The sequence below is a fragment of the Roseateles sp. So40a genome (assembly GCF_048081605.1).
Taxonomy (GTDB): domain Bacteria; phylum Pseudomonadota; class Gammaproteobacteria; order Burkholderiales; family Burkholderiaceae_C; genus Roseateles.
Window position 1 is genome coordinate 5,065,007 of the sequence record NZ_CP182288.1, and the last position, 24,083, is coordinate 5,089,089.

Genomic DNA, 24,083 nt, shown 5'->3' on the forward strand with positions numbered 1-24,083 from the left:
GCTTCCTGCTTTTGGGGGCGACGTCTTGAAACCTCCTTGTCCCGGAGCGTCGTTAGCATCGCGGCACAAGAGTTCCGGATCAGGGAGGATCCATGTCTGTTTCGCTCGCGCGCGGTCTCCGCTTGACCGCGCTGCTCGTGGCCGCGCTTGCGGCATTTGCCCAGTCGCAATCGCAGCCCCAGCCGCAGCCTGGCGTCGACGCGGACACGGCCCGGGAGCCAGCTCCCGGGGCGGTCGTGTCCCACATGGGCAGCGCACCGCCCGAGGCGCTCACGGAAGCCGCCCTCAGCGACTTGCGCGAACGCGTCAATCGCGCCACCACGCAGGGCCGACACGTCGACATCCTGCGGTTGATCGACACCCCCACGCGCCTGCCCGACGGTTCTTCGCAGTCGAGATGGGCCGCCATCTACTACGGAGAGGCCCTGAGCCATGTCATCTATGGCGACGAGGCTTGGCGGGCGATGCAGCGGCAGCTGGAGCGCCTGGCGGAGCAGCAGCCCCACGCCTGGATTCTGGTGGCTCACGCGCACGTCGCGCAGGCCTGGCAGGCCCGCGGCGACGGCATGGCCGGATCGGTCACTCCAGCGCAGCAGGCGCGCTTCCAGGCGCTGCTGGGTCAGGCGGCCAAGACGCTGGACCAGCACAAGGCCGAACTTGCCGAGATGCCCGAGTGGTACGCCCTGCGCCTGCATCTCGCCACCGAGGCGGGCGAACCTGAATCGGCGCGGCGGCGCTGGTTCGTCGAAGGCGTCCTGCGCCATCCGGCCAATCAAGGCATCTATTTCGCGCGCATGCGGCAATTGACGCCCAAGTGGGGCGGCTCCGAGCCGGCCATGTTCGACCTGCTGGACGACATTGCCCGGTCCGACGACCCGGCGGTGCTTGCAGAGGGTCTCTATGCACGTGTGCTCTTCTTTGCCGAGCGGGAGGGCTATCCCCTGGTCCGCCATCCGCGCGTGAAGCTCGAGCGGATGAACGCCGACATTGACCGCATCGTGGCCAGCTATCCGGTGCAATGGAACGTGCAGCCCTTCCTGGTGGCCCGTTGCTCGCTGGCCGACAGGGCTCGCAGCGAGCAACTGGTCCCCGCGCTGCGGCGACCCGTCTCCGGCCGGGTGAGCGCCGAGGACGCCGAGCTGTACGCCAGTTGCCTGAGCTGGCTGCTGCAGGGCGAAGGCTTCGTGATGCGTTATCACCGCCGGGGCCAAGCCCCGGAGACGGTGGTGATCGAATGACCTGGGAGGACCTCATGACCCATCCGTTCGCCCGCGGCCTGACCGCGGTGCTGCTCGCCGTCTCGGCGCTGGCCGCCACGACAGCGGCCGTCTCGGCGGCTCCGGCCGTCAACAACGACCCCGCGCGCAACACGCTCAAGATCGAGCTCGACCAGCTCACCTTGGCCGGCCGCTACGGCGACATCGTCGCCCGGGCCGATGCCGATCTGGCCAAGGCGACGCGCCTGCCCGACGGCAGCTGGCGCGGCTACGAGACCTACATCCAGTTCGAGCGGGCGCTGATGGAAACCCGCGCCGGGGATGACGCGTTCTGGAACAAGCTGCTGACCACGTTGCGCCAGCGCGCCGAGAAGCGCCCGGCCGATGTCTTCCTGTATGTCCAGGCCCTGCACGCGCGGGCCTGGCTCGTGCGCGGCGGCGGCTACGCGAGTCACGTGCCCGCGTCGCAGCGCCATTCCTTCCGTCAGCTGATGGATCTCGCCCGCACCGCGCTGGACAAGCGCAGCGCCACGCTGGCCATTTCGCCGATCTGGTGGGCGCAGCGCACCACCGTAGCCAACGAGCTTGGCGAAGGTTCGGACAAGCTGTCCGCCCTGTTCGAGGAAGGCGTCCGTCGCTTCCCGGACTTCCACCCCCTCTACCTGACGCGCATGCGCGCCCTCACCCCGAAGTGGGGTGGCAGCGAGGACGCGATGCTGGACCTGCTCGACAGGATCGCGGCCATCGACGGCCCGGCGCGCGAGGAAGGCCTGTACGCCCGCGCGTTCTGGGTCGCCGAGAACGAGGGGGAGCTGGTCAACCTCGACCCGCGCTTCAAGAAGGACGCCTGGCGCGCCGCCGTCGACGTCATCGCGGCCCGCTGGGCGGACGTCGGCAATCGCCAGCGCTTCTTCATGAACGGCTGCGAGTTGTCGGACCGCACGCTGGCGAAGGCCCATGTCGACGCGATGGACGCGCCCATCGTCGACGAGCTGATGCAGCTCAATGGCGGGCTGATCGACAGCTGCCGGAAATGGGCAGCGAGCGGTGAGGTGTTCCTCATGGGCGTGCGTTATCGCGGCAAGGACCAGCACCTGCTCGTGCAGTGACCGGATGACTCCGGGGTGACCCCGGGTGACCTCGGGGTGGGCAACCCCCAGCGCTTCGGGGATCTGCCCCCCGTCGGAATGCCCCTATGCTGGGGACCTCCCCGCGAGGTCCCCATCGCCCCATGTCCGCTCCCACCGGTCTGAGCCTCCGCGCCCGCCTGTACCTGGTCCTGGCGTTGGCGCTCGCGCTGGTGGCGTCCTCCGCGCTGCTGGGCTGGTGGCAGTCCAAGCGGCTGGCCGCCATCGCGCAGTCCCTCTACGACGATCGCCTTCTCCCCGTCGACCTGCTGCGCGAGCTCGAACACACACTCGGCGCGCAGCAGCTCGGCGCGTTGCTCATCTCCCAGGCCCAGCAACCCGATGCCGAGAAGCTCGACACCGCCGGGCAGCGCCTGACCGACCAGACTCGCCAGCTCTGGTCCCGCTACCTGGCCACCCGCATGGTGCCGGCCGAGACCGCCCTGATCGCCCGTACCCAGCCGCTGCTGGACCAGCTCTGGGCTGCGCTCACGGCCAAGGCCCCGCCCTCGCCCGACACGCTGCGCGAGCTCAACCAGCGCCGGCTCGCGACGATGCGGATGCTCGACGAGCTGATCGCCTTCCAGCTGAGCCAGGCCCGCGTCGACGCCGAGCGCGCGCAGGAGACCGCCACCAGCGCCGCCCACCTCGGCCTGCTCCTGGTGCTGCTGACCGCCGGGCTGTGCAGCGTCGTCGTGTGCACCGTGTGGACCCGCTACGACGACGAACGCCGCGAGGGACAGGACTCGCGCCAGCGCCTGCAGCGGCTGTACGTCGCGCTGTCCCAAACGAACCAGCTCATCGTGCGCCGCGAGGCCGGCGCCTTCGATGACGCCGACGCGGAGCTCAAGCTCTTCCAGGAGCTGTGCCGCATCTGCGTCGACACCGGCCATGCGCGTTTCGCCGCGGTGGTGCTGGTGGAGGGGGACGAATTCGAGCGCGTCGCCGAGTCCGGCCCCGGCGACCGTCTGATGCCCGGCGCGCCCAAGGTCTGGCGGCGCGATGCGCCCTTCGCCCGCAGCTCGATGGCCTCGCGCGCGATCACGCAGGGCACGCACCAGGTCAGCAACCATGCGCTGCAGGACGAGAGCCTGGCCGCGCCCGGCGCGCCGATGATCCCGCCCGGCGTGGAGGCGATGGCCGCGTTCCCGCTGCGCCGCGGCGGCGAGGTCGTCGGCGCGCTCAGCCTGCTGGCGGGTGAACCCGGTTTCTTCGATCCGCAGGTGATGGGGCTGCTCGACGAGATGGCGGGCGACCTGTCCTTCGCGCTGGACCACCTGCTGCGCGAGCGCCATCAGGCGCGTGAACTGGAGAACCTGCGCGATGCGCTGCAGCGCTGCGAGGCCGGGTTGGCCGAGACCTCGCCCGCGGCCTTCCGGCCCACGAGCGCGGCCCGGCCTGCGGCAGAATCGCCCGATGCAACTGATCAGTCTGAACACGGCCCGCGCTGAGGCGATGCTCATCGATGGGCGCCCGGTGATGTCGGGCATCCGCAAGCGGCCGGTGAGCGACACGCTCGAGGTGCGACCACTGGGTCTGGACGGCGACGAGCAGGCCGACCCGAGCGTTCATGGCGGCCTGTCCAAGGCCGTGTACGCCTATCCCTCCGAGCATTACGAGTTCTGGCGCACCGTGCGCGCGCAGGCGCAGGCCGCCGGCTGGGACGACCCGCTGCCCTGGGGCGCGATGGGCGAGAACCTGACGATCTCCGGGCTTGTCGAGAACGACGCGTGGATCGGTGATGTGCTGGTGTTTCCGGACTGCGAGCTCGCCGTGAGCGAGCCGCGTTATCCGTGCTTCAAGTTCAACGCCGTGATGGGCTTCAACAAGGCCGCGAAGATGATGACGCAGAGCGGCTGGTGCGGCTTCTACCTCGCGGTCAGGCAGCCCGGCACGATCTCGGCGGGCCAATCCTTCACCGTCAGGCCCGGGCCCCGGGAAGTCAGCGTCGCCGAGATCTTCAAGTCCAAGGGACAGCGCTGAACGTTCTCAATCGGCGAGCGCGGGGTAGTCGGTGTAGCCCTCGGCGCCGCCGCCGTACATCGTGGCCGAGTGGGCCTTCTGCAGCGGGGCGTTGAGCTTCAGACGACGCACCAGGTCCGGATTCGAGATGAAGCTGCGGCCGAAGGCCACCGCGTCCGCATGGCCCTTGGCGACCGCGTCGATCGCCATCTCCCGCGTGTAGCCGTTGTTGGCGATGTACACGCCCTTGAAACGCTCGCGCAGCGCGTCGTAGTCGAACGGCGCCACGTCGCGCGGTCCACCGGTGTGGCCCTCGATCACATGCAGGAACGCCAGGTCCATCGGCGCGAGCTGCTCCACCACGTAGTTGAAGAGCGCCTGCGCGTCGCTGTCCTGACCCGCGTCGTTCACCGGCGTCACCGGCGACAGGCGCAGCCCCGTGCGATCCGCCCCGATCGCGTCGGCGATCGCGCGCATCACCTCGAGCAGCAGGCGGGCGCGGTTCTCGATCGAGCCGCCGTACGCGTCCTTGCGGTCATTGATGCTGTCGCGCAGGAACTGGTCCAGCAGATAGCCGTTGGCGCCATGCACCTCGACCGCATCGAAGCCCGCTTCCATCGCGGCCTTGGCCGCGTGGACATAGGACTCCACCACGCCGGGCAGTTCCTCGATCGTCAGCGCGCGCGGCGCGGCCACATCGACGAAACCGTCCTTCGTGAAGGTCTTGCTGTTGGCCGGGCGGTCCGTCGCCGACAGCGGCTTGCCGCCCTCGGGCTGGAAGTCCGTGTGGGAGATGCGACCCACGTGCCACAGCTGCACGGCGATCTTGCCGCCGGCCTCATGGACGGCGTCCGTCACCTGCTTCCACGCGGCGACCTGCTCGGGCGAATGGATCCCGGGGGTGTCCAGGTAGCCCTGGCCCTGCTGCGTGATCTGGGCGCCCTCGCTGATGATCAGGCCGGCGCTGGCGCGCTGGCGGTAGTACTCGATCGCCAGCGGGCCGGGCACCAGGCCCACGGAGCGGTTGCGCGTCAGCGGCGCCATGACGATGCGGTTGGCCAGCGAGACGGCGCCGACTTGCAAGGGGTCGAAGAGACTGGGCATGAGGATCCAGGAAACGTGAACGGGAACAACGACGCGGCACGAAGCCGCGTCAGGAATGGAGCGCAGCTTAGCGAGCCTCCTCCCGCGCCGCAGCGCCTTGGCGACAGTCCGGACGCGCGCTGGGGACTTGCCGCGCGGCCCGTCCGGCCCGGGCTCGCTTGGCTACACTCGCCCGGCCCCAGCTTGGGAGTTCCTCCATGACCACCGGTTCCGCGATCCCTCGCCGTTGGCTGCTCCAGTCCGGTGCCGCGCTGCTGCTCCCGGCCGGGCTGCCCAGCGCACGCGCGCAGGGCGTCGCCTCGGGCGCGGTGCTGCGCGTGGGCCCCGATCACCCGCTGAAGACGCTGGCCGCCGCGGCCGCGCAGGCCAAGGCGGGTCAGACGATCGAGGTCCAGGCCGGCGACTACGCCGCCGATGTCGCCCTCTGGAGCGCTGACGACCTGACGTTGCGCGCGGTCGGCGGCCGGGTGCGGATGCTGGCCAAGGGCGCGCACGCGCAGGGCAAGGGCATTTTCGTCACCACCGGCAAGCGCATGACGATCGAGGGTTTCGACTTCGTCGGCGCGCGCGTGCCCGATCGCAACGGCGCGGGCATCCGGCTGGAGCGCGGCTCGCTGACGCTGCGCGACTGCCGCTTCCAGGACAACGAGAACGGCCTGCTGGCCGCCAACGACGGCTCGATCGAGCTGCGCATCGAGGCCTGCGACTTCGGCACCATCGCGCCCGGCGAGGGCCGCACCCACAACTGCTACGTCGGCGGCATCGGCCGGCTCACGGTGATCGGCAGCTACTTCCATCACGGCGCCTCGGGCCATCTGCTCAAGACCCGCGCGGCGGTGAACCACATCTTCTACAACCGGCTGACCGACGAGACCGGCCGCGCGAGCTTCGAGCTGGAGTTCCCCAACGGCGGCGTCGCTCTGGTCATGGGCAACGTGATCCAGCAGAGCGCGACCACCGAGAACTTCCACCTGATCGCCTACGGCAGCGAGGGTCTGACGAATCGCCGCAACGAGCTGCACCTGATCAACAACACGCTGGTCGACCGGCGGCCGGCGGGCGGCGTCTACCTGCGCATGTCGCAGCAGGCGCAGAAGCTGCGGCTCATCAACAACCTGCTGTGCGGCAAGCACGAGCTGCCCGGCGGTCCCGACCGCGAGCAGCATCACAACTACTTCGTCGAGCTGGACAGCTTCGTCGACCCCGACCGCTACGACTTCCGCCTGCGCGCGGGTTCGCCGCTGATCGGGCGGGCGGTGGATCCGGGCGTGGTGGATGGGCAGTCGATGCGGCCGGCGATGCAGTACCAGCATCCGTGCGCGCTGAAGGAAGCGCCGGCCGGGACGGCGTACTCGCCAGGGGCGTTCCAGGTGTGAGGTCCGCGGCTTGAGGCCCATGGACAGCGGCCTGCCGACCGGCAACGGGTAAAGTCCCGCCCATGCTCGCTTACCGACACGCATTCCACGCCGGCAACCATGCCGACGTGCTCAAACACCTGGTGCTGGCCGAAGTGCTCCGCTACATGGGGGAGAAGGACAAGCCGTACACCGTGGTGGACACCCATGCGGGGGCCGGCGGCTACGCGCTGGACGGCCGCTACGCCCAGAAGAACGCCGAGCACGCCGGCGGCATCGCCGCCCTGTATGCCCGCAAGGACCTGCCCGAGCCGCTGCAGCAATACGTGCAGCTGGTGCATGACTTCAATCCTGGCAAGAAGCTGGAGCAGTACCCCGGCTCGCCGGCCATCGCGCGCATGTTGATGCGCTTCGATGACCGCCTGCGCTGCTACGAATTGCACGGCACCGACCACCGCATCCTGGCCAGCTACCTGGAGGACCGGGCGAACACGCAGGTGCTCCAGCAGGACGGCTTCGCGTCGTTGAAGGCTGAGCTGCCGCCGCCGTCGCGGCGCGGGGTGGTGCTGATCGATCCGCCGTACGAGATCAAGGCGGATTACGGCAAGGTCGTGGCGGCGCTGCGCGAGGGCCTGCAGCGTTTCGCGGACGGCACGATCGCGATCTGGTATCCGCAGCTGCAGACGGTGGAGTCGGCGCAGCTGGTGCAGCGCCTGAAGTCGGCGTCCGAGCCGGTGGCCAAGAAGGGATGGCTGCACGTGCGCCTGACGGTGGCGCAGGCGGACGAGCGGGGTTTCGGGATGATGGGCAGCGGCATGTTCATCGTGAATCCGCCGTTCGTGCTGCATGACCGTCTGGCCGAATGTTTGCCGACGCTGGTGGACACGCTGGGCCAGTACGACGAGGCCAACTACCTGCTGGAGCAGCAGTCGGCCTGACGCCCACGCCCCAACGCCAACGCGCCCCACGGGGCGCGTTTTTCATGGTGCTCGGTTGGAGCGGTGAAGACCGGTACCCCCTGGAGCGACCTGCCGAGCGTGCGGAGGCTCGGGAGCGGAGGGGGGTGCCGGTCTGATCCGCGATCAGTAGCCGACGGTGAAGCGGCGCCGGATGTGTTGCGGCCGTTCGAGTTCGTCAACGATGGCGACGGCGAGGTCGGCGGTGGAGACGTGGGCGGGTCCGTTGGCGTCCATGACGGGGGTATCGAGGCTGACGCGGTAGCTGCCGCGGCGCTCACCGGGTTCGAGATGGACGGCGGGGGACAGGAAGGTCCAGTCCAGCGAGGTTTCGAGCCGGATGAGGTTCAGCGCCTCACGCGCGGCGAGCGCGCCCTGTTTCCATTGCTCAGGAAACTCCGGGGTATCGACCAGCTGGACGCCGGGAGCGGCGAACAGGCTGCCGGCGCCGCCGACGACGAGGAGGCGTTTCAAGCCGGCGCGCTTGACGCCGTCGTAGATGGCGCGGGTGCCTTCGAGGAATTCGGTGTGGATATCGGCGACGCCCCAGCCGGGGTTGAAGGCGTTGACGACGGCGTCGGTGCCTTCGACGGCGGCGGCGACCTGGTCGGCGAGCTTGGCGTCGGCCTTGACGACGGTGAGGCCGGCGCGGGCTTCGAGCTTGGCCGGGTCGCGGGCCAGGGCGACGACCTGGTGACCGCGGTCCAGCAGTTCCTTGAGCACTTCCTTGCCGACGAAGCCGGTGGGTCCGATCAGGGCGACCTTCATGGGGAATCCTTTCGAGGGAGGGGTCCGAGAGATTCGGGGGATGCGACGGGATGTCGCGATGGATCGGACTGTAGAAACTTCACAATCTCCGCAGAAGTCCTCAGAATCCGCCTTCATTCTTTAGCTCAGCTTCACAATCGCTGCGATGTTGGATCAATTGCGCCGCATGGCCGTGCTGGCGACCGTCGTGGAACAGGGCAGCCTGGTCGCGGCGGCGCGGCAACTGCAGACGACGACCTCGGCGGTGAGCCAGCAGCTGCGCGCGCTGGAGCGCGACATGGGCGTCACGCTGCTGCACCGCTCGACGCGCCGGATCAGCCTGACGCCGGCCGGCGAGCGCTTCGTCCAGGGGTGCCAGGCGATGCTGTCCGCGGCGCGCGAGGCGCAGACGCAGCTTCATCACCTGCGCGATGCCCCCGAGGGGGAGCTGCGGATCTGCGCGCCGGTCGGGTCGGCGCGGCAGATCGGGCCGGCGCTCGCGCCACTGCTGTCCGCGCATCCCGCGCTGGAGCTGCATCTGGAGGTCGACGACGGCTTCACCGACCTGGTGGCCAAGCGCATCGACCTCGCGGTGCGATTCGGCCGCCTGCCCGACAGCAGCTGGGTGGCGCAGCGCATCGGGCAGAAGACGGTCGGCTTGTACGCGGCGCCCGCCTACCTGGCGCGGCGCGGCGTGCCGACCTCGGTCTCGGACCTCACGCGGCATGACTGGTTGTTCCTGCGCTCGGAGAGCGGCGCGCTGAAGAGCCTGTCGCTGGTCGGGCCCGAGGGGCGCGAGGAGATGCTGCGGGTCAGCCCGCGCGCCAGCAGCAACAACCAGCTCAGCCTGCAGCAGTTCTGCGAGGCGGGCATGGGGCTGGCGATGCTCAGCGCGGAGGATGTCGACGAAGCGCAGGCACAGGGCCGGGTGTTGCCACTGCTGCCGGGCTGGACCCTGCCCGCGTTGCCGGTGTACGTGATGACGCCGCAGCGCGACGCGCAGCCGGCCAAGGTGCGCCACGCCATCGAGGCGCTGCGCCACGCGTTCGCGGGTTTCCGCAGCGAGCCTCAGGCTTAGCCCGCAGGGCGGCGTCACGCGCGGCCGGTACATTCGCCGGATGCCATTGAGTCAAGCCGCCTGGGCCCGCATCGTCCCCTTCGCCCTGTTCATGCTGTTGCTGGCGCTGCGGGGCGTCGTGCCGGCGGACAACGCGTGGGGGCTGGACCCGCGCTGGATCTATGGACTGAACCTGGCGGTGGTCGGCGGAGCGCTCGCGTGGTTCTGGCGCGAGTACGGCGAGTTCAACCGGCAGAACCGCCCCTCGGCGAAGCAGGCCGGCCTGAGCGTGGCGGTCGGGCTCATCGTCTTCGGTCTGTGGATCACGCTGGACGCGCCATGGATGCAGCTGGGCGATCCCACCGCGCCCTTCGTCCCGAGGACGCCCGACGGCGGACTGGACTGGCCGTTGATCGCCGTGCGGTGGGTCGGCGCAGCGCTGCTCGTGCCGGTGATGGAGGAGCTCTTCTGGCGCAGCTTCCTGATGCGCTGGATCGCCAATCCGAAGTTCGAGTCGGTCGATCCGCGCGCGGCCGGCTTGCGGGCGCTGGTGCTGTCGACCTTCGTCTTCATGCTCGCGCACACCTTGTGGCTGGCGGCCATCGTGGCCGGTTCGGCCTATGCGTGGCTTTACAAGCGCACGGGCAAGCTCTGGTGCGCCGTGATCGCGCACGCGGTCACCAACGGCGTGCTCGGGATCTGGGTCGTCGCCAGCGGGCGGTGGGAGTTCTGGTGACGCGCCGGCCGTGAGTGCACAACGGCTTCAGCGCTCAGCGCTGCATCGCCCGGATGACCTCGGGCGGGCGCTGCAGGTGCTTGAAGCGCTCGAACAGCCACGAGCGCATGCCCATCACCAGCGTGTACTGGCGCTTCTCGTCCTCGGGGAGCTTCTGATCGACGAGGTGCTGCCGGGCGAAGTCCTCGGCGACCCGCTGCAAGCGGTCGCGCAGCTCGCGCGCCATGCCAGGGCTGAGCCTGCCGTGGACCAGCAGCATCAGCTCGCCGTCGTTGTCGAAGCCGCCGGCGAAGAAGTCCTGCATGACGTGCTCGCGGAAGAAGCTCATCACCGGCCCCTGCGGCCGCCAGCGGAAGGTCTTGGCGACCTGCAGCCGATAGCGGTTGAGCGGGCGCAGCTCGATGATGCCCAGCCGGTCCAGCTGCGCGAGCATCAGCGTCACGTCCGCCTCGCTCATGCGGTAGGTGGTGACGATCTGCTCGAAGCTCCATTGGCTGAGGCAGCAGATGGCGGTGAGCAGCAGGCGCTCATCGGCGACGACCTCGCGTTCCTGCTGCAGCGTGAGCTCGCGGCGCAGCGGCTGGGTCTGCGCCAGGCGCTGGGAGAGCTCGGCGAAATCGGTCTTGACCACGCGGCAGATCTCGTCGATGCGCGACAGCGGCATCTCGCCGCCGACGGCGAACATGCGCTTGACGCTGGACTCGGACAGATCCAGCGCCGTTGCCAGCTGCGCGTAGCTGATGCCGGCGCTCTTGAGCTCGGCCTTGATGAGGTCGATGAGGGTCTGGGTGCTCGCCATGGGGGCGGACGTTAGCGCAAGTCGGCGCCCGCGCCTCCTCGCGCGGACCTCAGCGGATCTCTGCGCACCTCAGCGGAATCCGGTGATCGGCTCCTGATCCGGGAACACGACGCGGAACTGCATGTGCCCGCCGATGCCGGGATGACGCCTCGACAAGTGGTCGATCGTCTTCTTGCCGGCCAGGAGGATGGCCTCGATCAACGGCACCCGCTGGCCCGCCTGCTCGCCCAGACGCCGGACCTCGACCACCAGCCGCTTCAGGAAGTAGGCCTGCGCGTTGCTGTCCTCGCCGCCCCACACCACGAACTGCTCGCCCTCGAGCACGCTGACCTGCCGGTTCAGCGCGATCGGCTCGGCCATGCGGTTGCTGTGCGCGCCGCCGACGATGAAGGCCCCCTCGGCATCGAAGCCGGCCACGAGCAGCGCGACGTCGACGCTGGTCTGGGCGATGGCCTCGGGCGTCAGCTGGTTCATCACGTGCTGCACGGCCAGACGGGTCACGAGCTTCAGGTGGCGTTCGATGCCCGATGCTGAATCGGGCAGGCCGTTGCGAAGGATGCCCGCGGCGTAGTCGGTGCCGGCCTGCGCGCCGCCGACAGCGAGCGTCACCTGCGCGTTCAGGGGCAACACCTTCTCGGCGACATCGGTGCGGACCGCGACGGACATCGCGCGGCGGCCGTCGGCCATCATCACGACGCAGTCGGAGAGGGCCGCGGCAAACAGGATCGTCATGAATTCTCCGGATGGAGCGGCAGCGGGGCTCCATTGTGAGCGGTAGCGGCGCGCGAGCCGGGTGGGTTCACCCCGTGGCACCGCGGCATCCCGATCGCCTGCGCCGTGACGCGGCTCGCGAGGATCACGCCGTCTCCACTGCTCCGGGCGCCGACCATGCTCCGACGACGTCATCTCCTGTGCTGCGGCGCCGCTGCCGCGGCGGGTCTCTTCAGCGCGCTCGCCTCCGAGGCCGGTCCGCTGCGCAATCCCTGCGGGCATCCGCAGGCGCCCATCCCCGGCGTGGATCCCGACTGGCTCGCGCGGATCTGGGACGGCCTCGACCCGGCGCAGCTGTGGGACGTCCACGCCCATCTGATCGGCACCGGCGACTCGGGCTCCGGATGCTGGATCTCGCCGACGCTGTCGCAGTGGTGGCATCCGGTGGAGCTCACCCGCAAGCACGCGATCCTCAACGGCGCCTGCGTCGATGACCGAGCCATCGCCGCCGCCGACATCGACCGCGCCTACGTCCGCCGCCTCACGGCGCTGGCGGATGCCTTTCCCGCCGGGGCGCGCTGGCTGCTCTTCGCCTTCGACGAGGCGGTCGACGACACCGGCCGCCGCCGCCCGGACTGGACCACCTTCCACGTCCCCGACGCCTACGCTCGCGCCGTGGCCGCCGAGCGGCCTGACCGCTTCGGCTGGGTCGCGAGCATCCATCCTCAGCGCGAGGACGCGCTCGAGCGGCTGGATCGGGCGATCGCCGGCGGCGCGCTGGCGCTCAAGTGGCTGCCCAGCAGCATGGCGATCGACCTGCGCGACCGCCGCCTGCGGCCCTTCTACGACCGCCTGGCCGCCGCGCGCCTGCCGCTGATCGTGCATTGCGGCGAGGAGCACGCCGTCCCCGGCGCCGGACGCCAGGACCTCGGCAACCCGCTGCTGCTGCGCGAGCCCTTGCGCCACGGCGTACGTGTGATCGCGGCGCACTGCGCGTCGCTGGGCCACGCGATGGACCTGGACCTCCCCCGCCCGCGTCCCGCGCCCGCCTTCGACCTGTTCGCCCGCTTGATGGACGAGCCCGCCTGGCGTGACCTGCTGTTGGGCGACGTCTCGGCGATGTTCCAGTTCAATCGCCGCCCCGAGGTCTGGCGCACCGTGTTGCGCCGGCGGGACTGGCACCCTCGCCTGCTGCACGGCTCGGACTACCCGCTGCCGGGGGTGCTGCCCCTCGTGCGGCTGCCCCAGCTGGTCCGGGCAGGCGTCCTGGACCCCGCCCATGTCGCCCCTCTGGGGGCGTTGCGCGACCACCATCCGCTGATGTTTGATCTCGCCCTCAAGCGACTGGCCCGCTGGCAGGGCGACGCGCTGGACCCGGCCGTCTATGCCACGGCCCGGCATTTCACCGTGAGCAACGCGTGAAGGCGCCGGGCTGCCAGCGCAGCGAACCGGCACGGGCCCAGCGGTAGCACCGATCGATACCACCCCAGGCAGCGGGCGATACTCGCCGCAAAACAGCCCGGGGGAACGAAGCGGTCGCCACGACAGTCGCGCCATCGCCACCCAGGCAACCCGCCGGCCACAGGCCGGCCCACAGGAGGAAACCGATCATGACCACCCCGCACATCCGCATCCAGCGCGACACCCGTGCCTGGCGCTATCAGGTGTGGATCTCCTTCGGCGTCAGCGTCGCGCTCTGCGCCATCGGGCTGGCCTGGCTGCCCGGCGCCGACCTGGACCGCGCCTTCATGGTCATGGGTTATGTCTTCTGCCTGTCCACCGCCTTCGCGCTGTCCAAATACATCCGCGACAACCAGGCCGGCCGCAGCGACACCCCGATGTGGGGCGTCGTCGTGTGGAGCGGCTTCGCGCTGGCCATGGGCCTGACCGGCTGGGGCCTGTACCGCATGGAGATCCAGCCCGTCTGGCAGGCCTACCTGCTGGTGTGCTGGCTGTACCTGATCTCCAACGTGTTCACGCTGGCCAAGATGCTGCGCGACGCGCACGAGGCCGATCTGGCCGACGCCCGCCTCCAGGGCCGCCGCGAGGCGCAACGGGATGCCCAGCGCGACACCCCGCGCGAGTCCTTCCCGACGACCACGGCCTGAATCTCGGCCGTTCGACGCCCCGCCCCTTCTCGATGACCGCCCGTTCCCTGACCCTCAGGAGTTCCGTCATGCAAGCCCGCTCTTTGAAGACTGCCCGTTTCCCCAAGAAGTCCGCGCTGATCGCCGCCGCCCTGGCCGCGGCCCTCGCCTGCGGCACCGCCCCCGCCTCGGCCCACGGCGGTCCGAGCGACGCGAGCATCGCGCTGTCCACCGTGCCGGTCGCGATCTCCGTGGTCGCGCCGTCGGCGGTGCTGACCCTGGGCGCGAGCTTCGTCATCGTCGCGATCGAGACCACCGCCCGCGGCACTGTCTGGGTGCTGGAGCGCGCCTCGGACGGCGTGCGCATCAGCGTGGAGTTCTCCGGCAAGGTCGTCACCGGCGCCTCGACCGCCGTCGGCACCGCCGTCGTGGTCACCGCGATCAGCACCGGCTACGTGCTCTCGGCCGCCGGCGAGGCCATCGCCTTCATCCCCAACGAGATCGGCGCCTCGCTGCTGCACAACGAGCGCGTGACCAACAAGGACCGCGTGACGCGATGAGGGGCGCGATCGCCGCCGCGGCGCTGGGCACCGCGGGTCTGTTCCTCGCGGCCGGGCCGGCCCTGGCCGGCCGCCCTTGCGAGGACAAGCAACCCACCGTCGACCAGATCCGCCGCGGCATGGACCTCGCCCAGGCCACCGCCGCGGCGCTGGACCGCAGCGGCGCGGACGTCGTGCTGCTGGCGCGCGCCGGACAGAACCTGTCCGAGTACGGCCTGCGCTGGTCGCATGTGGGTTTCGTCTACCGCGACACCGTGGGCAGCGGTGCCGACGCCAAACCGGTCTGGCGCGTGATGCACAAGCTCAACCAGTGCGGCATCGCGCAGGCGGATCTCTACCGCCAGGGGCTGGGCGAGTTCTTCATGGACAACCCGTTCCGCTACGAGGCGGCGTTCTCGGTGCTCAAGCCCGAGCTGCAGCAGGCGCTGCTGCCGATGCTGCGCGAGAACGCGCGGGCGGCGCAGCTGCACACGCCGGACTACAACATGGTGGCCTATCCCTGGTCTGTCCAGTACCAGCAGAGCAACCAATGGGCGCTGGAAACGCTGGCCTCGGCCGCCGCGCCGCGCGAGGTCTTCAACCGCCCGCAGGCGCAGGACTGGCTCAAGCGCCAGGGCTATCAGCCGTCGGACCTGCGCCTGTCCACCGCCAAGCGGCTGGGGGCGCGCATCGGCATGGCCAACGTCGCGTTCGACGACCATCCGAGCGCCCGTCGTTTCTCCGGACACATCGAGACGACGACCGCCGATACGATCTTCAGCTGGCTGGCGCGCACCGGATACGGCCAGGCGCCTCAAGCGGTGAGCCAGCCGGTGAGCCGGGCGCCGACGCCCTGACCCGGCGCTGACTACCCCCCTCCTTCGCCGGCTTTCGCCCTCCCCGACCACCACCACGAGCCCCTCCCATGAGCGACTCCTCCCACACCAGCCAGTTCGCGCTGCTCAGCCAGCGTCGATTCGCGCCCTTCTTCTGGACGCAGTTCCTCGGCGCGGGCAACGACAACCTGTTCAAGTTCGCGTTCACCGTGCTGGTGACCTACCAGCTGAGCGTCAGCTGGCTGCCGCCGGAGCAGGCCGGGCTGGCGATCGGGGCGCTGTTCATCCTGCCGTTCGTGCTGTTCTCGGCCACCAGCGGGCAGCTCGCCGACAAGTACGACAAGGCGCGGCTGATGCAGCTGGTGAAGTCGCTGGAGATCGTGATCATGGCGCTGGCCGCCTACGGTTTCTACGCGGTCCACGTGCCGGTGCTGCTGGCCTGCGTGTTCCTGATGGGGCTGCATTCGACGCTGTTCGGGCCGGTGAAGTACGCCTATCTGCCGCAGCACCTGGACGAGCATGAGCTGACCGGCGGCAACGGCATGGTGGAGATGGGCACCTTCGTGTCCATCCTGCTGGGCAACCTGGCGGGCGGCCTGCTGGTGGCCACGCCGATCGTCGGACCGCAGCATGTGGCCATTGCCTGCCTGGTGGTGGCGGTGCTGGGACGCGCGACGGCGCAGGCGATTCCCGCCAGCCCGTCGACCGATCCGAAGCTGGCCATCAACTGGAACCCGATCACCGAGACCTGGCGCAACCTGCGGCTGGCGCACGGTCAGCTGGCGGTGTTCCGCTCGCTGCTGGGCATCTCGTGGATGTGGTTCTTCGGCGCGGTGTTCCTCGCCAATTTCCCGTCCTTCGCCAAGCAGGTGCTGCATGGCAACGAGCAGGTCGCGTCGCTGCTGCTGATGGTGTTCTCGGTGGGGATCGGCGTGGGCTCGCTGCTGTGCGAGGTGCTGTCGCGCCGTCAGGTCGAGATCGGCCTGGTCCCGCTGGGCGCGATCGGCATGAGCGTGTTCGCGATCGATCTTTATTTCGCGTCGCGCGGCCTGCCGCCGTCGGACGCGATGGGCGTGGGGACGTTCCTGGCGCAGCATGCGCACTGGCGGGTGCTGGCCGACCTGGGCCTGCTGGCGCTGTTCGCGGGTCTGTACAGCGTGCCGATGTACGCGCTGATCCAGATGCGCGCGCAGCCGTCGCACCGGGCGCGGATCATCGCGGCCAACAACATCCTGAACGCGCTGTTCATGATCGCGAGCTCGATCCTGGCGGGTGCGTTGCTGAAGGCGGGGTTGTCGATCCCGGAGCTGTTCCTGGTGGTGGGCATCGCCAACGCGGTGGTGGCGTTCTACATCTTCCTGGTGGTGCCGGAATACCTGCTGCGCTTCTTCGCGTTCGTGCTGTCGCGGCTGATTTATCGCTTCAAGGTGAGCGGTGATCAGCACATTCCGTCGCAGGGCGCGGCGGTGCTGGTGTGCAACCACGTGAGCTTCGTCGACGCGGTGCTGCTGATGGCGGCGAGCCCGCGTCCGATCCGTTTCCTGATGGACCACCGGATCTTCCGCGTCCCGGTGCTGGGCTGGATGTTCAAGCTGGCCAAGGCGATCCCGATCGCGCCGCAGAAGGAGGACGCCGCGACCTACGAGGCCGCGTTCGCCGCGGCGCAGGCGGTCCTGGACGATGGCGAGCTGGTGGGCATCTTCCCGGAGGGCGGCCTGACGAAGGACGGTTCGCTGCAGCCCTTCAAGGGCGGCGTGATGAAGCTGGTGGAGGGGCGGCCGGAGATGCCGGTGGTGCCGATGGCGCTGCAGAACCTGTGGGGCTCGTTCTTCTCGCGCGTGGAGAAGGGTGAGGCGATGGTGCGCCCGTTCCGCAGAGGCCTGTTCAGCCGCGTGGGCCTGGTGGCCGAAGCCCCGATCCCGGCGCGCGACGTGACGCCCGAGCTGCTGCGCGAGCGCGTGGCGGGATTGCTCGGTACGGAAGGCGTGATGGGGGCGGAAGCGGTGAAGGTGTGATCAACGGCAGCTCGCCGACGCCAGCTTGAAGTCGCTGTTCTTTGAACGCTTGTAGACGACCTCGCAGCTCGAATAGCCGTCGAGCGAGCGCGCCAACTCGACGCGCGTGCGGAAGTAGCTGCAGATGGCGACACGCCCTTCGGAGAACCCCTTGAGGTTCCATCGCAGTGTCTGCGTGACGCCACCCTGGTCGTCCTTGCGTTCATCGACCGAGTCGTAGATCTCGCCGTCGGGCGAGCCGACCGGGCCGCCGTTGACGGCGAATCCGGTCAGCTGATGTTGCGTGCGCTCCGATCCGGCGGTGGTGGCGTCCCAGCCGTCCGGGACCGCGGCGAGCGATTGATCCGTCAGCGGGATCTGGGTCGGGCAGTTGAAGGGCTCGGGCGCAGCCAGCGCGGAGCACATCAACACGCACAAGGTCGCAGCGATGGCGATGCGGTGCGCCGACATGACATGGTGACCGGGTCTCATCGACGCAGTCTAGAAAAGCTCGGGCGGGCGGCCCAGACCCCAAAGTCACTTCGGCTAGTCCGTGCCTCACGCGCTCCGCGTGCGCCTCAACACCCGCCGCACCCGCAACTTGATCGCCCGAGCCGTGCGCCAGGCCGCGCTCGCGCGGATCCAGGCGAGCAGGCCCTGCTTCCACACGGTCCAGCGCGCATACAGCCGCGCGAACCACGGCAGGGTCATCAGCGCGGGATGCGTCAGCGCGAAGATCCGCGCCACCACCGCCGTGCCCAGCACCTTCGCCAGCACGATCACCGCCAATCCCAGCCCCGGCCGGCCGATCCCCATCAGCCACAACGCCAGCAGCTTGATCGGCAGCAGCAACAGCCCCGGCAGGAAGAACACCACCAGCGCCGCATACGGCGGCAGCCGTCTCACGACGGCCTCCAGCTGCCGCAGCACGGGCAGGCGCCCCACCGCGGCCATCGCGCGCTGCAGCGGCTCCCAGCCCCATTCCTCGAAGAGGATGACGACGGCCAGGACGACCCGGAACAGCCATCGCAACGGCGTGAAGAGCAGCTTCAGCATCGGGCGATCTTTGCACGCCCCGCCTTAGAACCCTCTGAAGGCCGCGGCCCCCGCGGTCCGTCAGACCCCTCGCGCCCGATCCGACAGGAAGCGCTGGCGGAAGCCTTCGAAGTCGCCGGCATCCAGCGACTCGCGCACTTCCTTCATCAGGTTCAGGTAGTAATGCAGGTTGTGCACGCTCGTCAGCATCGGGCCCAGCATCTCGCCGCAACGGTCCAGGTGATGCAGGTACGCGCGGCTGAAGTTCTGGCAGCAGTAGCAGCTGCAGGTCTCGTCCACCGGCTTCTCATCGGCCTTGTAGCGCGCGTTGCGCAGCCGCAGGTCGCCGAAGCGCGTGAACATGTGGCCGTTGCGCGCATTGCGCGTGGGCATGACGCAGTCGAACATGTCCACGCCCTGGCGCACGCCCTCCACCAGATCCTCCGGCGTGCCCACGCCCATCAGGTAGCGCGGCTTGTCCGCCGGCAGCTGATGCGCGATGTGGTCCAGCACCCGCAGCATGTCCGCCTTGGGCTCGCCCACCGACAGGCCACCGATCGCATACCCCGGCAGGTCCAGCTCCTTGAGCCCCGCCAGCGACACGTCGCGCAGGTTCTCGAACATGCCGCCCTGCACGATGCCGAACAGCGCGTTGGGGTTCTGCAGCTTGGTGAACTCGTCCTGGCAGCGCTTGGCCCAGCGCAGGCTCATCTCCATCGACAGACGCGCCTCACGCTCCGTCGTCAGCTGGCCCTTGGACTCGTAGGGCGTGCATTCGTCGAATTGCATGACGATGTCGCTGTTGAGCACCGTCTGGATCTGCATCGAGATCTCCGGCGTCAGGAACAGCTTGTCGCCGTTGACCGGCGAGGCGAACTTGACGCCCTCCTCGGTGATCTTGCGCATCTCCCCCAGCGACCAGACCTGGAAGCCGCCCGAGTCCGTCAGGATCGGCTTGTTCCAGCTCTCGAAGCGGTGCAGGCCGCCGAACTGCTTCATGATGTCCAGGCCCGGACGCATCCACAGGTGGAAGGTGTTGCCCAGGATGATCTGCGCGCCCATCTCCTCGAGCGATCGCGGCATCACCCCCTTGACGGTGCCGTAGGTGCCCACCGGCATGAAGATGGGCGTCTGCACGACGCCGTGGTTGAGCGTCATGACGCCGCGACGCGCGCGGCCCTCGGTCTTGAGCAGTTCGAACTTCAGCATGATGGGCGCGATTATCGGGCCCCCGGTTCGAATGGGGCGCCGGGACCCGGCGGCAGGCGCGGACGTAGACTCCCGTCCCATGGGGAGCGCAGACTCCCGGGAGAAGCATCTTGAGGTCCTGGATCGCCGCCCTGGTCGCGTCGGCCGCCTGCATCGGCGCGCCCGCCTGGGCCTGCGGGCCGTACACGGTCGGCCTGTACGAGTACAGCGCGCTGTACTACCGCGACGCGCAGGGCCGCTGGGCCGGCATCGACAAGGACGTCGTCGACGAGCTTGCCCGGCGCACCGGTTGCAAGCTGCTGCCCCGCACCGAATCCCGGGTGCGCATCTGGGCGCAGATCGGCACCGGACACATGGACATGACCGTCTCCGCGCTGATGACACGCGAGCGCGAGCTCATCGTCGAGTTCATCCCCTACATCGAGTCGCGCCAGTTCGTCGTGATGCGCCCCGCGCTGGCAGCGAAGCTCACCACGCCCGCGGCCTTCCTGGCCGACAGCAAGCGGCGCGTGGTGGTCGTGCGCGGCTACGCCTTCACGCCGACGCTGGAAGCCTGGATCACCACGATGCGGGTGCAGGGCCGGGTGGACGACGCGCCCGACCAGCCCACCGCCGTGCGCATCTTCAAGGCGGGCCGGGGCGACGCGGTGGTGCTGGGCGCCCACAGCCTGGCCAGCGCGCGGCGCGCCGATCCGGCCTTCGCCGGGATGGCGGCGCTGTCGTACGCGCCTCATGAACGCAGCGTTGGCGCGCTGGCGCTGTCGCGCGAACGGGTCTCGCAGGAGGACCGTGACCGCATGCGCCACGCGATCGACGAGATGCTCAAGGACGGCACGATCGACACCTACAAGCGCCGTCATCTGGGGGATCTGTCGGAGACGCCGTGACGCTGGGGCGCGCGCTCCCGCGACAATCGCGCCCATGCCCCACAGCCTGAGCGCGCCGGTCCACGCCGAACTGATCATCAAGAAGAGCCGTTTCATCGGCTGCGTCGAGGCGGTGCCGGACCGCGCCGCGGCGCTGGCTCGCGTGGAACAGCTGCGCGCCGCGCACCCCGGCGCCGCGCATGTGTGCTGGGCGCTGATGGCGGGCGGTCAGTCGGCGGCCAACGACGACGGCGAGCCCGGCGGCACGGCGGGCCGGCCGATGCTGGAGGTGCTCCGTCACCAGGACCTGGACGGCGTGCTGGCGACGGTGGTGCGTTACTTCGGCGGCGTGAAGCTCGGCGCGGGCGGGCTGGTGCGTGCGTACACGGACGCGGTCGCCCAGGCGCTGCTGCAGGCCGAGAAGATCCCCGTCGTGCGGCTGCGCACCTTGCGCTGCACCCTGCCCTACGCGCAGGAAGGACTGCTGCGACGCGAGTCGGAGAAGGCCGGCGCGGAGCTGGTGGAGGTGCGCCATGGCGCGCTCGTCGAGGCCACGCTGCGCCTGCCCGAGACCGCCGCCGACGCGCTCATGACGCGGCTCAACGAGGCGGGGCAAGGGCGGATCGGGTGGTTGGATTGACCCCTCCATCGCCCATCCGCGAAGCCTTGGAGCTGCTGGCAGCCTAGAATCGCGGGCTGTTTTCCCCCACTTCCGCGCGAGACTGCCCGTGGCCGCAACCATCCTCCAAAAGATTCCCGCCGGCGAGCGCGTCGGCATCGCCTTCTCGGGCGGCCTGGACACCAGCGCCGCGGTGCACTGGATGCGCGGCAAGGGCGCCGTCCCCTGCGCCTATACCGCCAACCTCGGCCAGCCCGACGAGAGCGACTACGACGAGATCCCCCGCAAGGCCAAGGCCTACGGCGCCGAGATCGCCCGCCTCGTCGACTGCCGCGCGCAGCTCGTCGCCGAAGGCATTGCCGCCCTCCAGTGCGGCGCGTTCCACATCAAGAGCGGCGGCGCCACCTACTTCAACACCACCCCGCTTGGCCGCGCCGTCACCGGCACCGCCCTCGTGGTCGCCATGCGCGACGACGGCGTCAACATCTGGGGCGACGGCTCGACCTTCAAGGGCAACGACATCGAGCGCTTCTACCGCTACGGCCTGCTGGCCAACCCGGCGCTCAAGATCTACAAGCCCTGGCTGGACCAGACCTTCATCGACGAACTCGGCGGCCGCAAGGAGATGAGCGAATACCTCATCGCCAACGGCTTCGACTACAAGATGAGCGTCGAGAAGGCCTACTCCACCGACTCCAACATGCTGGGCGCCACCCACGAGGCCAAGGACCTGGAGTTCCTCAACAAGGGCATGCACATCGTCAATCCGATCATGGGCGTGGCCTTCTGGAAGGACGACGTCGCGATCAAGGCCGAGACGGTCACTGTCCGCTTCGAGGAAGGCGTCCCCGTCGCCCTCAACGGCCAGACCTTCGCCAGCCCGGTCGAGCTGTTCATGGAAGCCAACCGCATCGGCGGCCGCCACGGCCTGGGCATGTGCGACCAGATCGAGAACCGCATCATCGAGGCCAAGTCCCGCGGCATCTATGAAGCCCCGGGCATGGCGCTGCTCCACATCGCCTACGAGCGCCTGGTCACCGGCATCCACAACGAGGACACGATCGAGCAGTACCGCATGAACGGCATGAAGCTCGGCCGCCTGCTGTACCAGGGCCGCTGGTTCGACCCGCAATGCCTGATGCTGCGCGAGACCGCCCAGCGCTGGGTCGCCCGCGCCATCACCGGCGAGGTCACGCTGGAGCTGCGCCGCGGCAACGACTACACGATCCTCGACACCGTCAGCCCCAACCTGACCTACGCGCCGGAACGCCTGTCGATGGAGAAGGTCGAGGACGCCGCCTTCACACCGGCGGACCGCATCGGCCAGCTGACGATGCGCAACCTGGACATCGCCGACACCCGCGACAAGCTCGGCGTCTACAGCCGCAGCGGCCTGCTGGGCAAGAACTCGGAAGGCTCGATCCCGCTGCTGACCGGCGGCGACGAGTAAGCGCTCCGGTTCCTCGTGAGAGCCGCCCCCCGGGGCGGCTTTTTTCATTGGCACATCGGTGTGCAGTCGCATGCACCGGCAGCGACAGGGATGCACTCGACGGTTTCAACTTCCCAGGAGAAACCGACATGCGCCTTGTTCGTTCCCCCCGCCTGCGCGCCTGCCACCTCCGACGCGGTCTGTTCCGCGCGTGCGCCCTGGGCCTGTGCCTGATCGCGGCGCCGGCCGTCCATGCCAGTTTCTGGATCGACGACGAGGAGGTCGGGCCCCCGCCGACGCTCGAGCAGCGACGCGCCGCCGAGCCCGCCGAGGCACCCGTGGCCAAGGCCGGCGGGTGGCTCCAATGGCACGACGCGCGCTACCGCCTCTCGTCGTCCGGCGATCTCGTCTGCCAGTCAGACAACGGCGTCGATTGCGGGGACTTCTCCACCGCCGGACGCGTCGCGGCATGGTCGCTGCGCGTCTGGCCCGTCACCGCGTTCAGCGCCCTGCGTCAAGTCGAGCCCGTGCTGACCTGCGGCGCCCCGCACGCGCGCATCTGGCGTGGCAACGACGGCTACCAGCAGCCCGATCACTGGTGCAACACGGTCTATGCCACGCTCTTCGCCGACTGGGTGGACTTCACGCCCCACGGCGTCGGCTACCTGCTGGCCACCACGCCGAACGGCACGCCGATGTGCCACTCCACGGACGGCCGCACCTGCAGCAAGGCCAAGGATGTGGACCTGACCCGGCGCGAGAAGCGACGTGTCTATCCGCTGATCTGCGGTGAGCCCCATCGGGCGGTGAATGGCATCACCGGTTTTGAGCGCGCGGATCACTGGTGCACGCTGGGCCGTGACATCGGCGTGTTGCAGTCGCCGTTCTTGCGCGCATTGCGCGATGCCCAAAGAAAAAGCCCCTGACAGGCAGGGGCTTCCATGAGGCTTCGACCCCGGGCGCGGTCAGCGACCCGGGCCGCGACGGCGGATCAGCCGCGGCGGCGACGGGCGATGAAGCCCAGGGCGCCCAGGCCGGCGAGCATCAGGGCGTAGGTCTGCGGCTCCGGCACGGCCGGTGCGATCGACGGGTTGACGTTGGAGCTCAGGAACTCCGCGCGCACGCCCGTGAAGTTGCCGCCGGCGGTGGCCGTGTTGTTGACCACGAACTCCAGCGTGTTCACGCCGGCCACGAAGCCGGTGGTCGCGCTGAAGGAGGTCCAGTCCAGGAAGCCCTTGTCGGCACCCAGCGTCGAGATGACGTTGCCGTTGAGCAGCACCGTGCCGTTGTTGTCCGCCGCCCAGCGGCCGGTGAACGCCGCGGTGCTGGCGTCGAAGCCGGTCAGGTTGAAGGTCAGCGTCCACTTGAACACGCCCGAGGTGGAGCCGGTGTCATAGACATCGCTCTGCGTGGCCGTGGGGATGAGCCACGACGAGCTGCCCGTGTTGCTGATCCAGTTCGGGAACGGCGCGTCGTTGCCGTTGGTCACGTGGCCGTTGCCGCTCAGGCCGGTGGACTCGCCCGCGATCACGCTGAACGAGTAATGGCTGTCGGCAGCGCCGGCGCCCAGGCCCGCGCCGGTGTTGACCAGCCCGTCGATGGCGGCGGCGGAAGCGAGGCCGCTGCACAGCGCGGCGGCGGTGGCGATCAGGGAGCGTGCGAACAGCGTCATGGTTTTCCCGAGCAGAAAGGATTTGG

25 protein-coding genes are annotated in these 24,083 nt (G+C 69.4%); 17 read left to right on the forward strand and 8 right to left on the reverse strand.

Annotated elements, in window-relative coordinates; translation table 11 throughout:
* Positions 1–92: 92 nt before the first annotated feature.
* The 4 genes from ACNI65_RS23095 to ACNI65_RS23110 all read left to right on the forward strand — a co-directional run bounded on the left by ACNI65_RS23095 (position 93) and on the right by ACNI65_RS23110 (position 4,327).
* On the forward strand, positions 93–1,238 hold the full coding sequence (locus ACNI65_RS23095; protein ID WP_416759707.1) for a hypothetical protein: 1,146 nt from the start codon (positions 93–95) through the stop codon (positions 1,236–1,238).
* Positions 1,239–1,252: 14 nt separating this feature from the next.
* Positions 1,253–2,326, forward strand: a complete 1,074-nt coding sequence (locus tag ACNI65_RS23100; protein ID WP_416759708.1) for a hypothetical protein — start codon at positions 1,253–1,255, stop codon at positions 2,324–2,326.
* A gap of 122 nt (positions 2,327–2,448) precedes the next feature.
* Positions 2,449–3,795 carry a GAF domain-containing protein gene (locus ACNI65_RS23105; protein ID WP_416759710.1) on the forward strand — a complete coding sequence of 449 codons (1,347 nt, stop codon included), beginning with the start codon at positions 2,449–2,451 and terminating at the stop codon, positions 3,793–3,795.
* A complete protein-coding gene (locus tag ACNI65_RS23110; RefSeq protein ID WP_416759712.1) occupies positions 3,761–4,327 on the forward strand; it encodes an MOSC domain-containing protein in 567 nt (188 codons plus the stop codon). Before ACNI65_RS23105 ends, ACNI65_RS23110 begins: the two co-directional genes overlap by 35 nt.
* Positions 4,328–4,333: 6 nt before the next feature.
* On the opposite strand, the gene ACNI65_RS23115 is transcribed toward ACNI65_RS23110, so the two are convergent.
* The gene (locus ACNI65_RS23115; protein ID WP_416759713.1) at positions 4,334–5,410 is read right to left on the reverse strand and encodes an alkene reductase; all 1,077 of its coding nucleotides are present in this window, start codon (positions 5,408–5,410) and stop codon (positions 4,334–4,336) included.
* Positions 5,411–5,607: 197 nt separating this feature from the next.
* On the opposite strand from ACNI65_RS23115, the gene ACNI65_RS23120 reads away from it, so the two are divergent.
* A complete protein-coding gene (locus tag ACNI65_RS23120) occupies positions 5,608–6,786 on the forward strand; it encodes a hypothetical protein (protein ID WP_416759715.1) in 1,179 nt (392 codons plus the stop codon).
* Positions 6,787–6,848: 62 nt separating this feature from the next.
* Positions 6,849–7,703: a 23S rRNA (adenine(2030)-N(6))-methyltransferase RlmJ gene (locus tag ACNI65_RS23125; protein ID WP_416759716.1), complete on the forward strand. Its 855-nt coding sequence runs from the start codon at positions 6,849–6,851 to the stop codon at positions 7,701–7,703.
* A gap of 144 nt (positions 7,704–7,847) precedes the next feature.
* Here the strand turns inward: ACNI65_RS23125 and ACNI65_RS23130 are convergent, their stop codons facing one another.
* Complete coding sequence (locus tag ACNI65_RS23130) at positions 7,848–8,489, reverse strand: NAD(P)-dependent oxidoreductase (RefSeq protein WP_416759718.1); 642 nt, start codon at positions 8,487–8,489, stop codon at positions 7,848–7,850.
* Between the two features lie 145 nt (positions 8,490–8,634).
* On the opposite strand from ACNI65_RS23130, the gene ACNI65_RS23135 reads away from it, so the two are divergent.
* The gene (locus tag ACNI65_RS23135) at positions 8,635–9,546 is read left to right on the forward strand and encodes a LysR family transcriptional regulator (protein WP_416759720.1); all 912 of its coding nucleotides are present in this window, start codon (positions 8,635–8,637) and stop codon (positions 9,544–9,546) included.
* Between the two features lie 40 nt (positions 9,547–9,586).
* Positions 9,587–10,261 (forward strand): CAAX prenyl protease-related protein, encoded by a 675-nt coding sequence (locus ACNI65_RS23140; protein ID WP_416759722.1) that lies wholly within the window; start codon positions 9,587–9,589, stop codon positions 10,259–10,261.
* A 34-nt stretch (positions 10,262–10,295) separates the two neighbouring features.
* Here ACNI65_RS23140 and ACNI65_RS23145 read toward each other — a convergent pair whose 3' ends face one another.
* The gene (locus ACNI65_RS23145; protein WP_416759723.1) at positions 10,296–11,060 is read right to left on the reverse strand and encodes a helix-turn-helix domain-containing protein; all 765 of its coding nucleotides are present in this window, start codon (positions 11,058–11,060) and stop codon (positions 10,296–10,298) included.
* A 69-nt stretch (positions 11,061–11,129) separates the two neighbouring features.
* Positions 11,130–11,792: a hypothetical protein gene (locus ACNI65_RS23150; protein ID WP_416759725.1), complete on the reverse strand. Its 663-nt coding sequence runs from the start codon at positions 11,790–11,792 to the stop codon at positions 11,130–11,132.
* Between the two features lie 156 nt (positions 11,793–11,948).
* Here ACNI65_RS23150 and ACNI65_RS23155 point away from each other — a divergent pair, with 156 nt between their 5' ends.
* The 5 genes from ACNI65_RS23155 to ACNI65_RS23175 all read left to right on the forward strand — a co-directional run bounded on the left by ACNI65_RS23155 (position 11,949) and on the right by ACNI65_RS23175 (position 17,248).
* A complete protein-coding gene (locus tag ACNI65_RS23155; RefSeq protein ID WP_416759726.1) occupies positions 11,949–13,193 on the forward strand; it encodes an amidohydrolase family protein in 1,245 nt (414 codons plus the stop codon).
* Between the two features lie 188 nt (positions 13,194–13,381).
* The gene (locus ACNI65_RS23160) at positions 13,382–13,879 is read left to right on the forward strand and encodes a YiaA/YiaB family inner membrane protein (protein WP_416759729.1); all 498 of its coding nucleotides are present in this window, start codon (positions 13,382–13,384) and stop codon (positions 13,877–13,879) included.
* Positions 13,880–13,947: 68 nt separating this feature from the next.
* Positions 13,948–14,418: a hypothetical protein gene (locus tag ACNI65_RS23165; RefSeq protein ID WP_416759731.1), complete on the forward strand. Its 471-nt coding sequence runs from the start codon at positions 13,948–13,950 to the stop codon at positions 14,416–14,418.
* A complete protein-coding gene (locus ACNI65_RS23170; protein WP_416759732.1) occupies positions 14,415–15,254 on the forward strand; it encodes a DUF2145 domain-containing protein in 840 nt (279 codons plus the stop codon). Before ACNI65_RS23165 ends, ACNI65_RS23170 begins: the two co-directional genes overlap by 4 nt.
* Positions 15,255–15,322: 68 nt before the next feature.
* A complete protein-coding gene (locus ACNI65_RS23175; protein WP_416759733.1) occupies positions 15,323–17,248 on the forward strand; it encodes an MFS transporter in 1,926 nt (641 codons plus the stop codon).
* Here ACNI65_RS23175 and ACNI65_RS23180 read toward each other — a convergent pair whose 3' ends face one another.
* From ACNI65_RS23180 to tgt, 3 genes are all read right to left on the reverse strand, one after another.
* Positions 17,249–17,719 (reverse strand): STY0301 family protein, encoded by a 471-nt coding sequence (locus ACNI65_RS23180; protein WP_416759735.1) that lies wholly within the window; start codon positions 17,717–17,719, stop codon positions 17,249–17,251.
* Between the two features lie 66 nt (positions 17,720–17,785).
* Entirely contained in the window at positions 17,786–18,283 is a 498-nt protein-coding gene (locus ACNI65_RS23185) for a hypothetical protein (RefSeq protein WP_416759736.1), read from the reverse strand.
* Between the two features lie 60 nt (positions 18,284–18,343).
* Positions 18,344–19,471: a tRNA guanosine(34) transglycosylase Tgt gene (tgt, locus tag ACNI65_RS23190; protein ID WP_416759737.1), complete on the reverse strand. Its 1,128-nt coding sequence runs from the start codon at positions 19,469–19,471 to the stop codon at positions 18,344–18,346.
* Positions 19,472–19,581: 110 nt separating this feature from the next.
* Between tgt and ACNI65_RS23195 the strand changes: the two genes are divergently transcribed.
* The 4 genes from ACNI65_RS23195 (at position 19,582) to ACNI65_RS23210 (ending at position 23,311) form a co-directional block, all read left to right on the forward strand.
* Entirely contained in the window at positions 19,582–20,358 is a 777-nt protein-coding gene (locus ACNI65_RS23195; RefSeq protein WP_416759738.1) for a substrate-binding periplasmic protein, read from the forward strand.
* A gap of 34 nt (positions 20,359–20,392) precedes the next feature.
* On the forward strand, positions 20,393–20,977 hold the full coding sequence (locus ACNI65_RS23200) for an IMPACT family protein (RefSeq protein WP_416759740.1): 585 nt from the start codon (positions 20,393–20,395) through the stop codon (positions 20,975–20,977).
* Between the two features lie 88 nt (positions 20,978–21,065).
* Positions 21,066–22,406, forward strand: coding sequence for an argininosuccinate synthase (argG, locus tag ACNI65_RS23205; protein ID WP_416759742.1), 1,341 nt, complete (start codon positions 21,066–21,068; stop codon positions 22,404–22,406).
* A gap of 128 nt (positions 22,407–22,534) precedes the next feature.
* Entirely contained in the window at positions 22,535–23,311 is a 777-nt protein-coding gene (locus tag ACNI65_RS23210) for a hypothetical protein (protein WP_416759743.1), read from the forward strand.
* Positions 23,312–23,376: 65 nt separating this feature from the next.
* Here ACNI65_RS23210 and ACNI65_RS23215 read toward each other — a convergent pair whose 3' ends face one another.
* Entirely contained in the window at positions 23,377–24,057 is a 681-nt protein-coding gene (locus ACNI65_RS23215) for a PEP-CTERM sorting domain-containing protein (protein ID WP_416759745.1), read from the reverse strand.
* Positions 24,058–24,083 lie beyond the last annotated feature (26 nt).

Excerpts from the sequence above, each read along its gene's own strand:
- ACNI65_RS23095 (WP_416759707.1), top strand. The coding sequence starts at position 93 with ATGTCTGTTTCGCTCGCGCGCGGTCTCCGCTTGACCGCGCTGCTCGTG.
- ACNI65_RS23100 (WP_416759708.1), top strand. The coding sequence starts at position 1,253 with ATGACCCATCCGTTCGCCCGCGGCCTGACCGCGGTGCTGCTCGCCGTC.
- ACNI65_RS23105 (WP_416759710.1), top strand. The coding sequence starts at position 2,449 with ATGTCCGCTCCCACCGGTCTGAGCCTCCGCGCCCGCCTGTACCTGGTC.
- ACNI65_RS23110 (WP_416759712.1), top strand. The coding sequence starts at position 3,761 with ATGCAACTGATCAGTCTGAACACGGCCCGCGCTGAGGCGATGCTCATC.
- ACNI65_RS23115 (WP_416759713.1), bottom strand. The coding sequence starts at position 5,410 with ATGCCCAGTCTCTTCGACCCCTTGCAAGTCGGCGCCGTCTCGCTGGCC.
- ACNI65_RS23120 (WP_416759715.1), top strand. The coding sequence starts at position 5,608 with ATGACCACCGGTTCCGCGATCCCTCGCCGTTGGCTGCTCCAGTCCGGT.
- ACNI65_RS23125 (WP_416759716.1), top strand. The coding sequence starts at position 6,849 with ATGCTCGCTTACCGACACGCATTCCACGCCGGCAACCATGCCGACGTG.
- ACNI65_RS23130 (WP_416759718.1), bottom strand. The coding sequence starts at position 8,489 with ATGAAGGTCGCCCTGATCGGACCCACCGGCTTCGTCGGCAAGGAAGTG.
- ACNI65_RS23135 (WP_416759720.1), top strand. The coding sequence starts at position 8,635 with ATGTTGGATCAATTGCGCCGCATGGCCGTGCTGGCGACCGTCGTGGAA.
- ACNI65_RS23140 (WP_416759722.1), top strand. The coding sequence starts at position 9,587 with ATGCCATTGAGTCAAGCCGCCTGGGCCCGCATCGTCCCCTTCGCCCTG.
- ACNI65_RS23145 (WP_416759723.1), bottom strand. The coding sequence starts at position 11,060 with ATGGCGAGCACCCAGACCCTCATCGACCTCATCAAGGCCGAGCTCAAG.
- ACNI65_RS23150 (WP_416759725.1), bottom strand. The coding sequence starts at position 11,792 with ATGACGATCCTGTTTGCCGCGGCCCTCTCCGACTGCGTCGTGATGATG.
- ACNI65_RS23155 (WP_416759726.1), top strand. The coding sequence starts at position 11,949 with ATGCTCCGACGACGTCATCTCCTGTGCTGCGGCGCCGCTGCCGCGGCG.
- ACNI65_RS23160 (WP_416759729.1), top strand. The coding sequence starts at position 13,382 with ATGACCACCCCGCACATCCGCATCCAGCGCGACACCCGTGCCTGGCGC.
- ACNI65_RS23165 (WP_416759731.1), top strand. The coding sequence starts at position 13,948 with ATGCAAGCCCGCTCTTTGAAGACTGCCCGTTTCCCCAAGAAGTCCGCG.
- ACNI65_RS23170 (WP_416759732.1), top strand. The coding sequence starts at position 14,415 with ATGAGGGGCGCGATCGCCGCCGCGGCGCTGGGCACCGCGGGTCTGTTC.
- ACNI65_RS23175 (WP_416759733.1), top strand. The coding sequence starts at position 15,323 with ATGAGCGACTCCTCCCACACCAGCCAGTTCGCGCTGCTCAGCCAGCGT.
- ACNI65_RS23180 (WP_416759735.1), bottom strand. The coding sequence starts at position 17,719 with ATGAGACCCGGTCACCATGTCATGTCGGCGCACCGCATCGCCATCGCT.
- ACNI65_RS23185 (WP_416759736.1), bottom strand. The coding sequence starts at position 18,283 with ATGCTGAAGCTGCTCTTCACGCCGTTGCGATGGCTGTTCCGGGTCGTC.
- tgt (WP_416759737.1), bottom strand. The coding sequence starts at position 19,471 with ATGCTGAAGTTCGAACTGCTCAAGACCGAGGGCCGCGCGCGTCGCGGC.
- ACNI65_RS23200 (WP_416759740.1), top strand. The coding sequence starts at position 20,393 with ATGCCCCACAGCCTGAGCGCGCCGGTCCACGCCGAACTGATCATCAAG.
- ACNI65_RS23210 (WP_416759743.1), top strand. The coding sequence starts at position 22,535 with ATGCGCCTTGTTCGTTCCCCCCGCCTGCGCGCCTGCCACCTCCGACGC.
- ACNI65_RS23215 (WP_416759745.1), bottom strand. The coding sequence starts at position 24,057 with ATGACGCTGTTCGCACGCTCCCTGATCGCCACCGCCGCCGCGCTGTGC.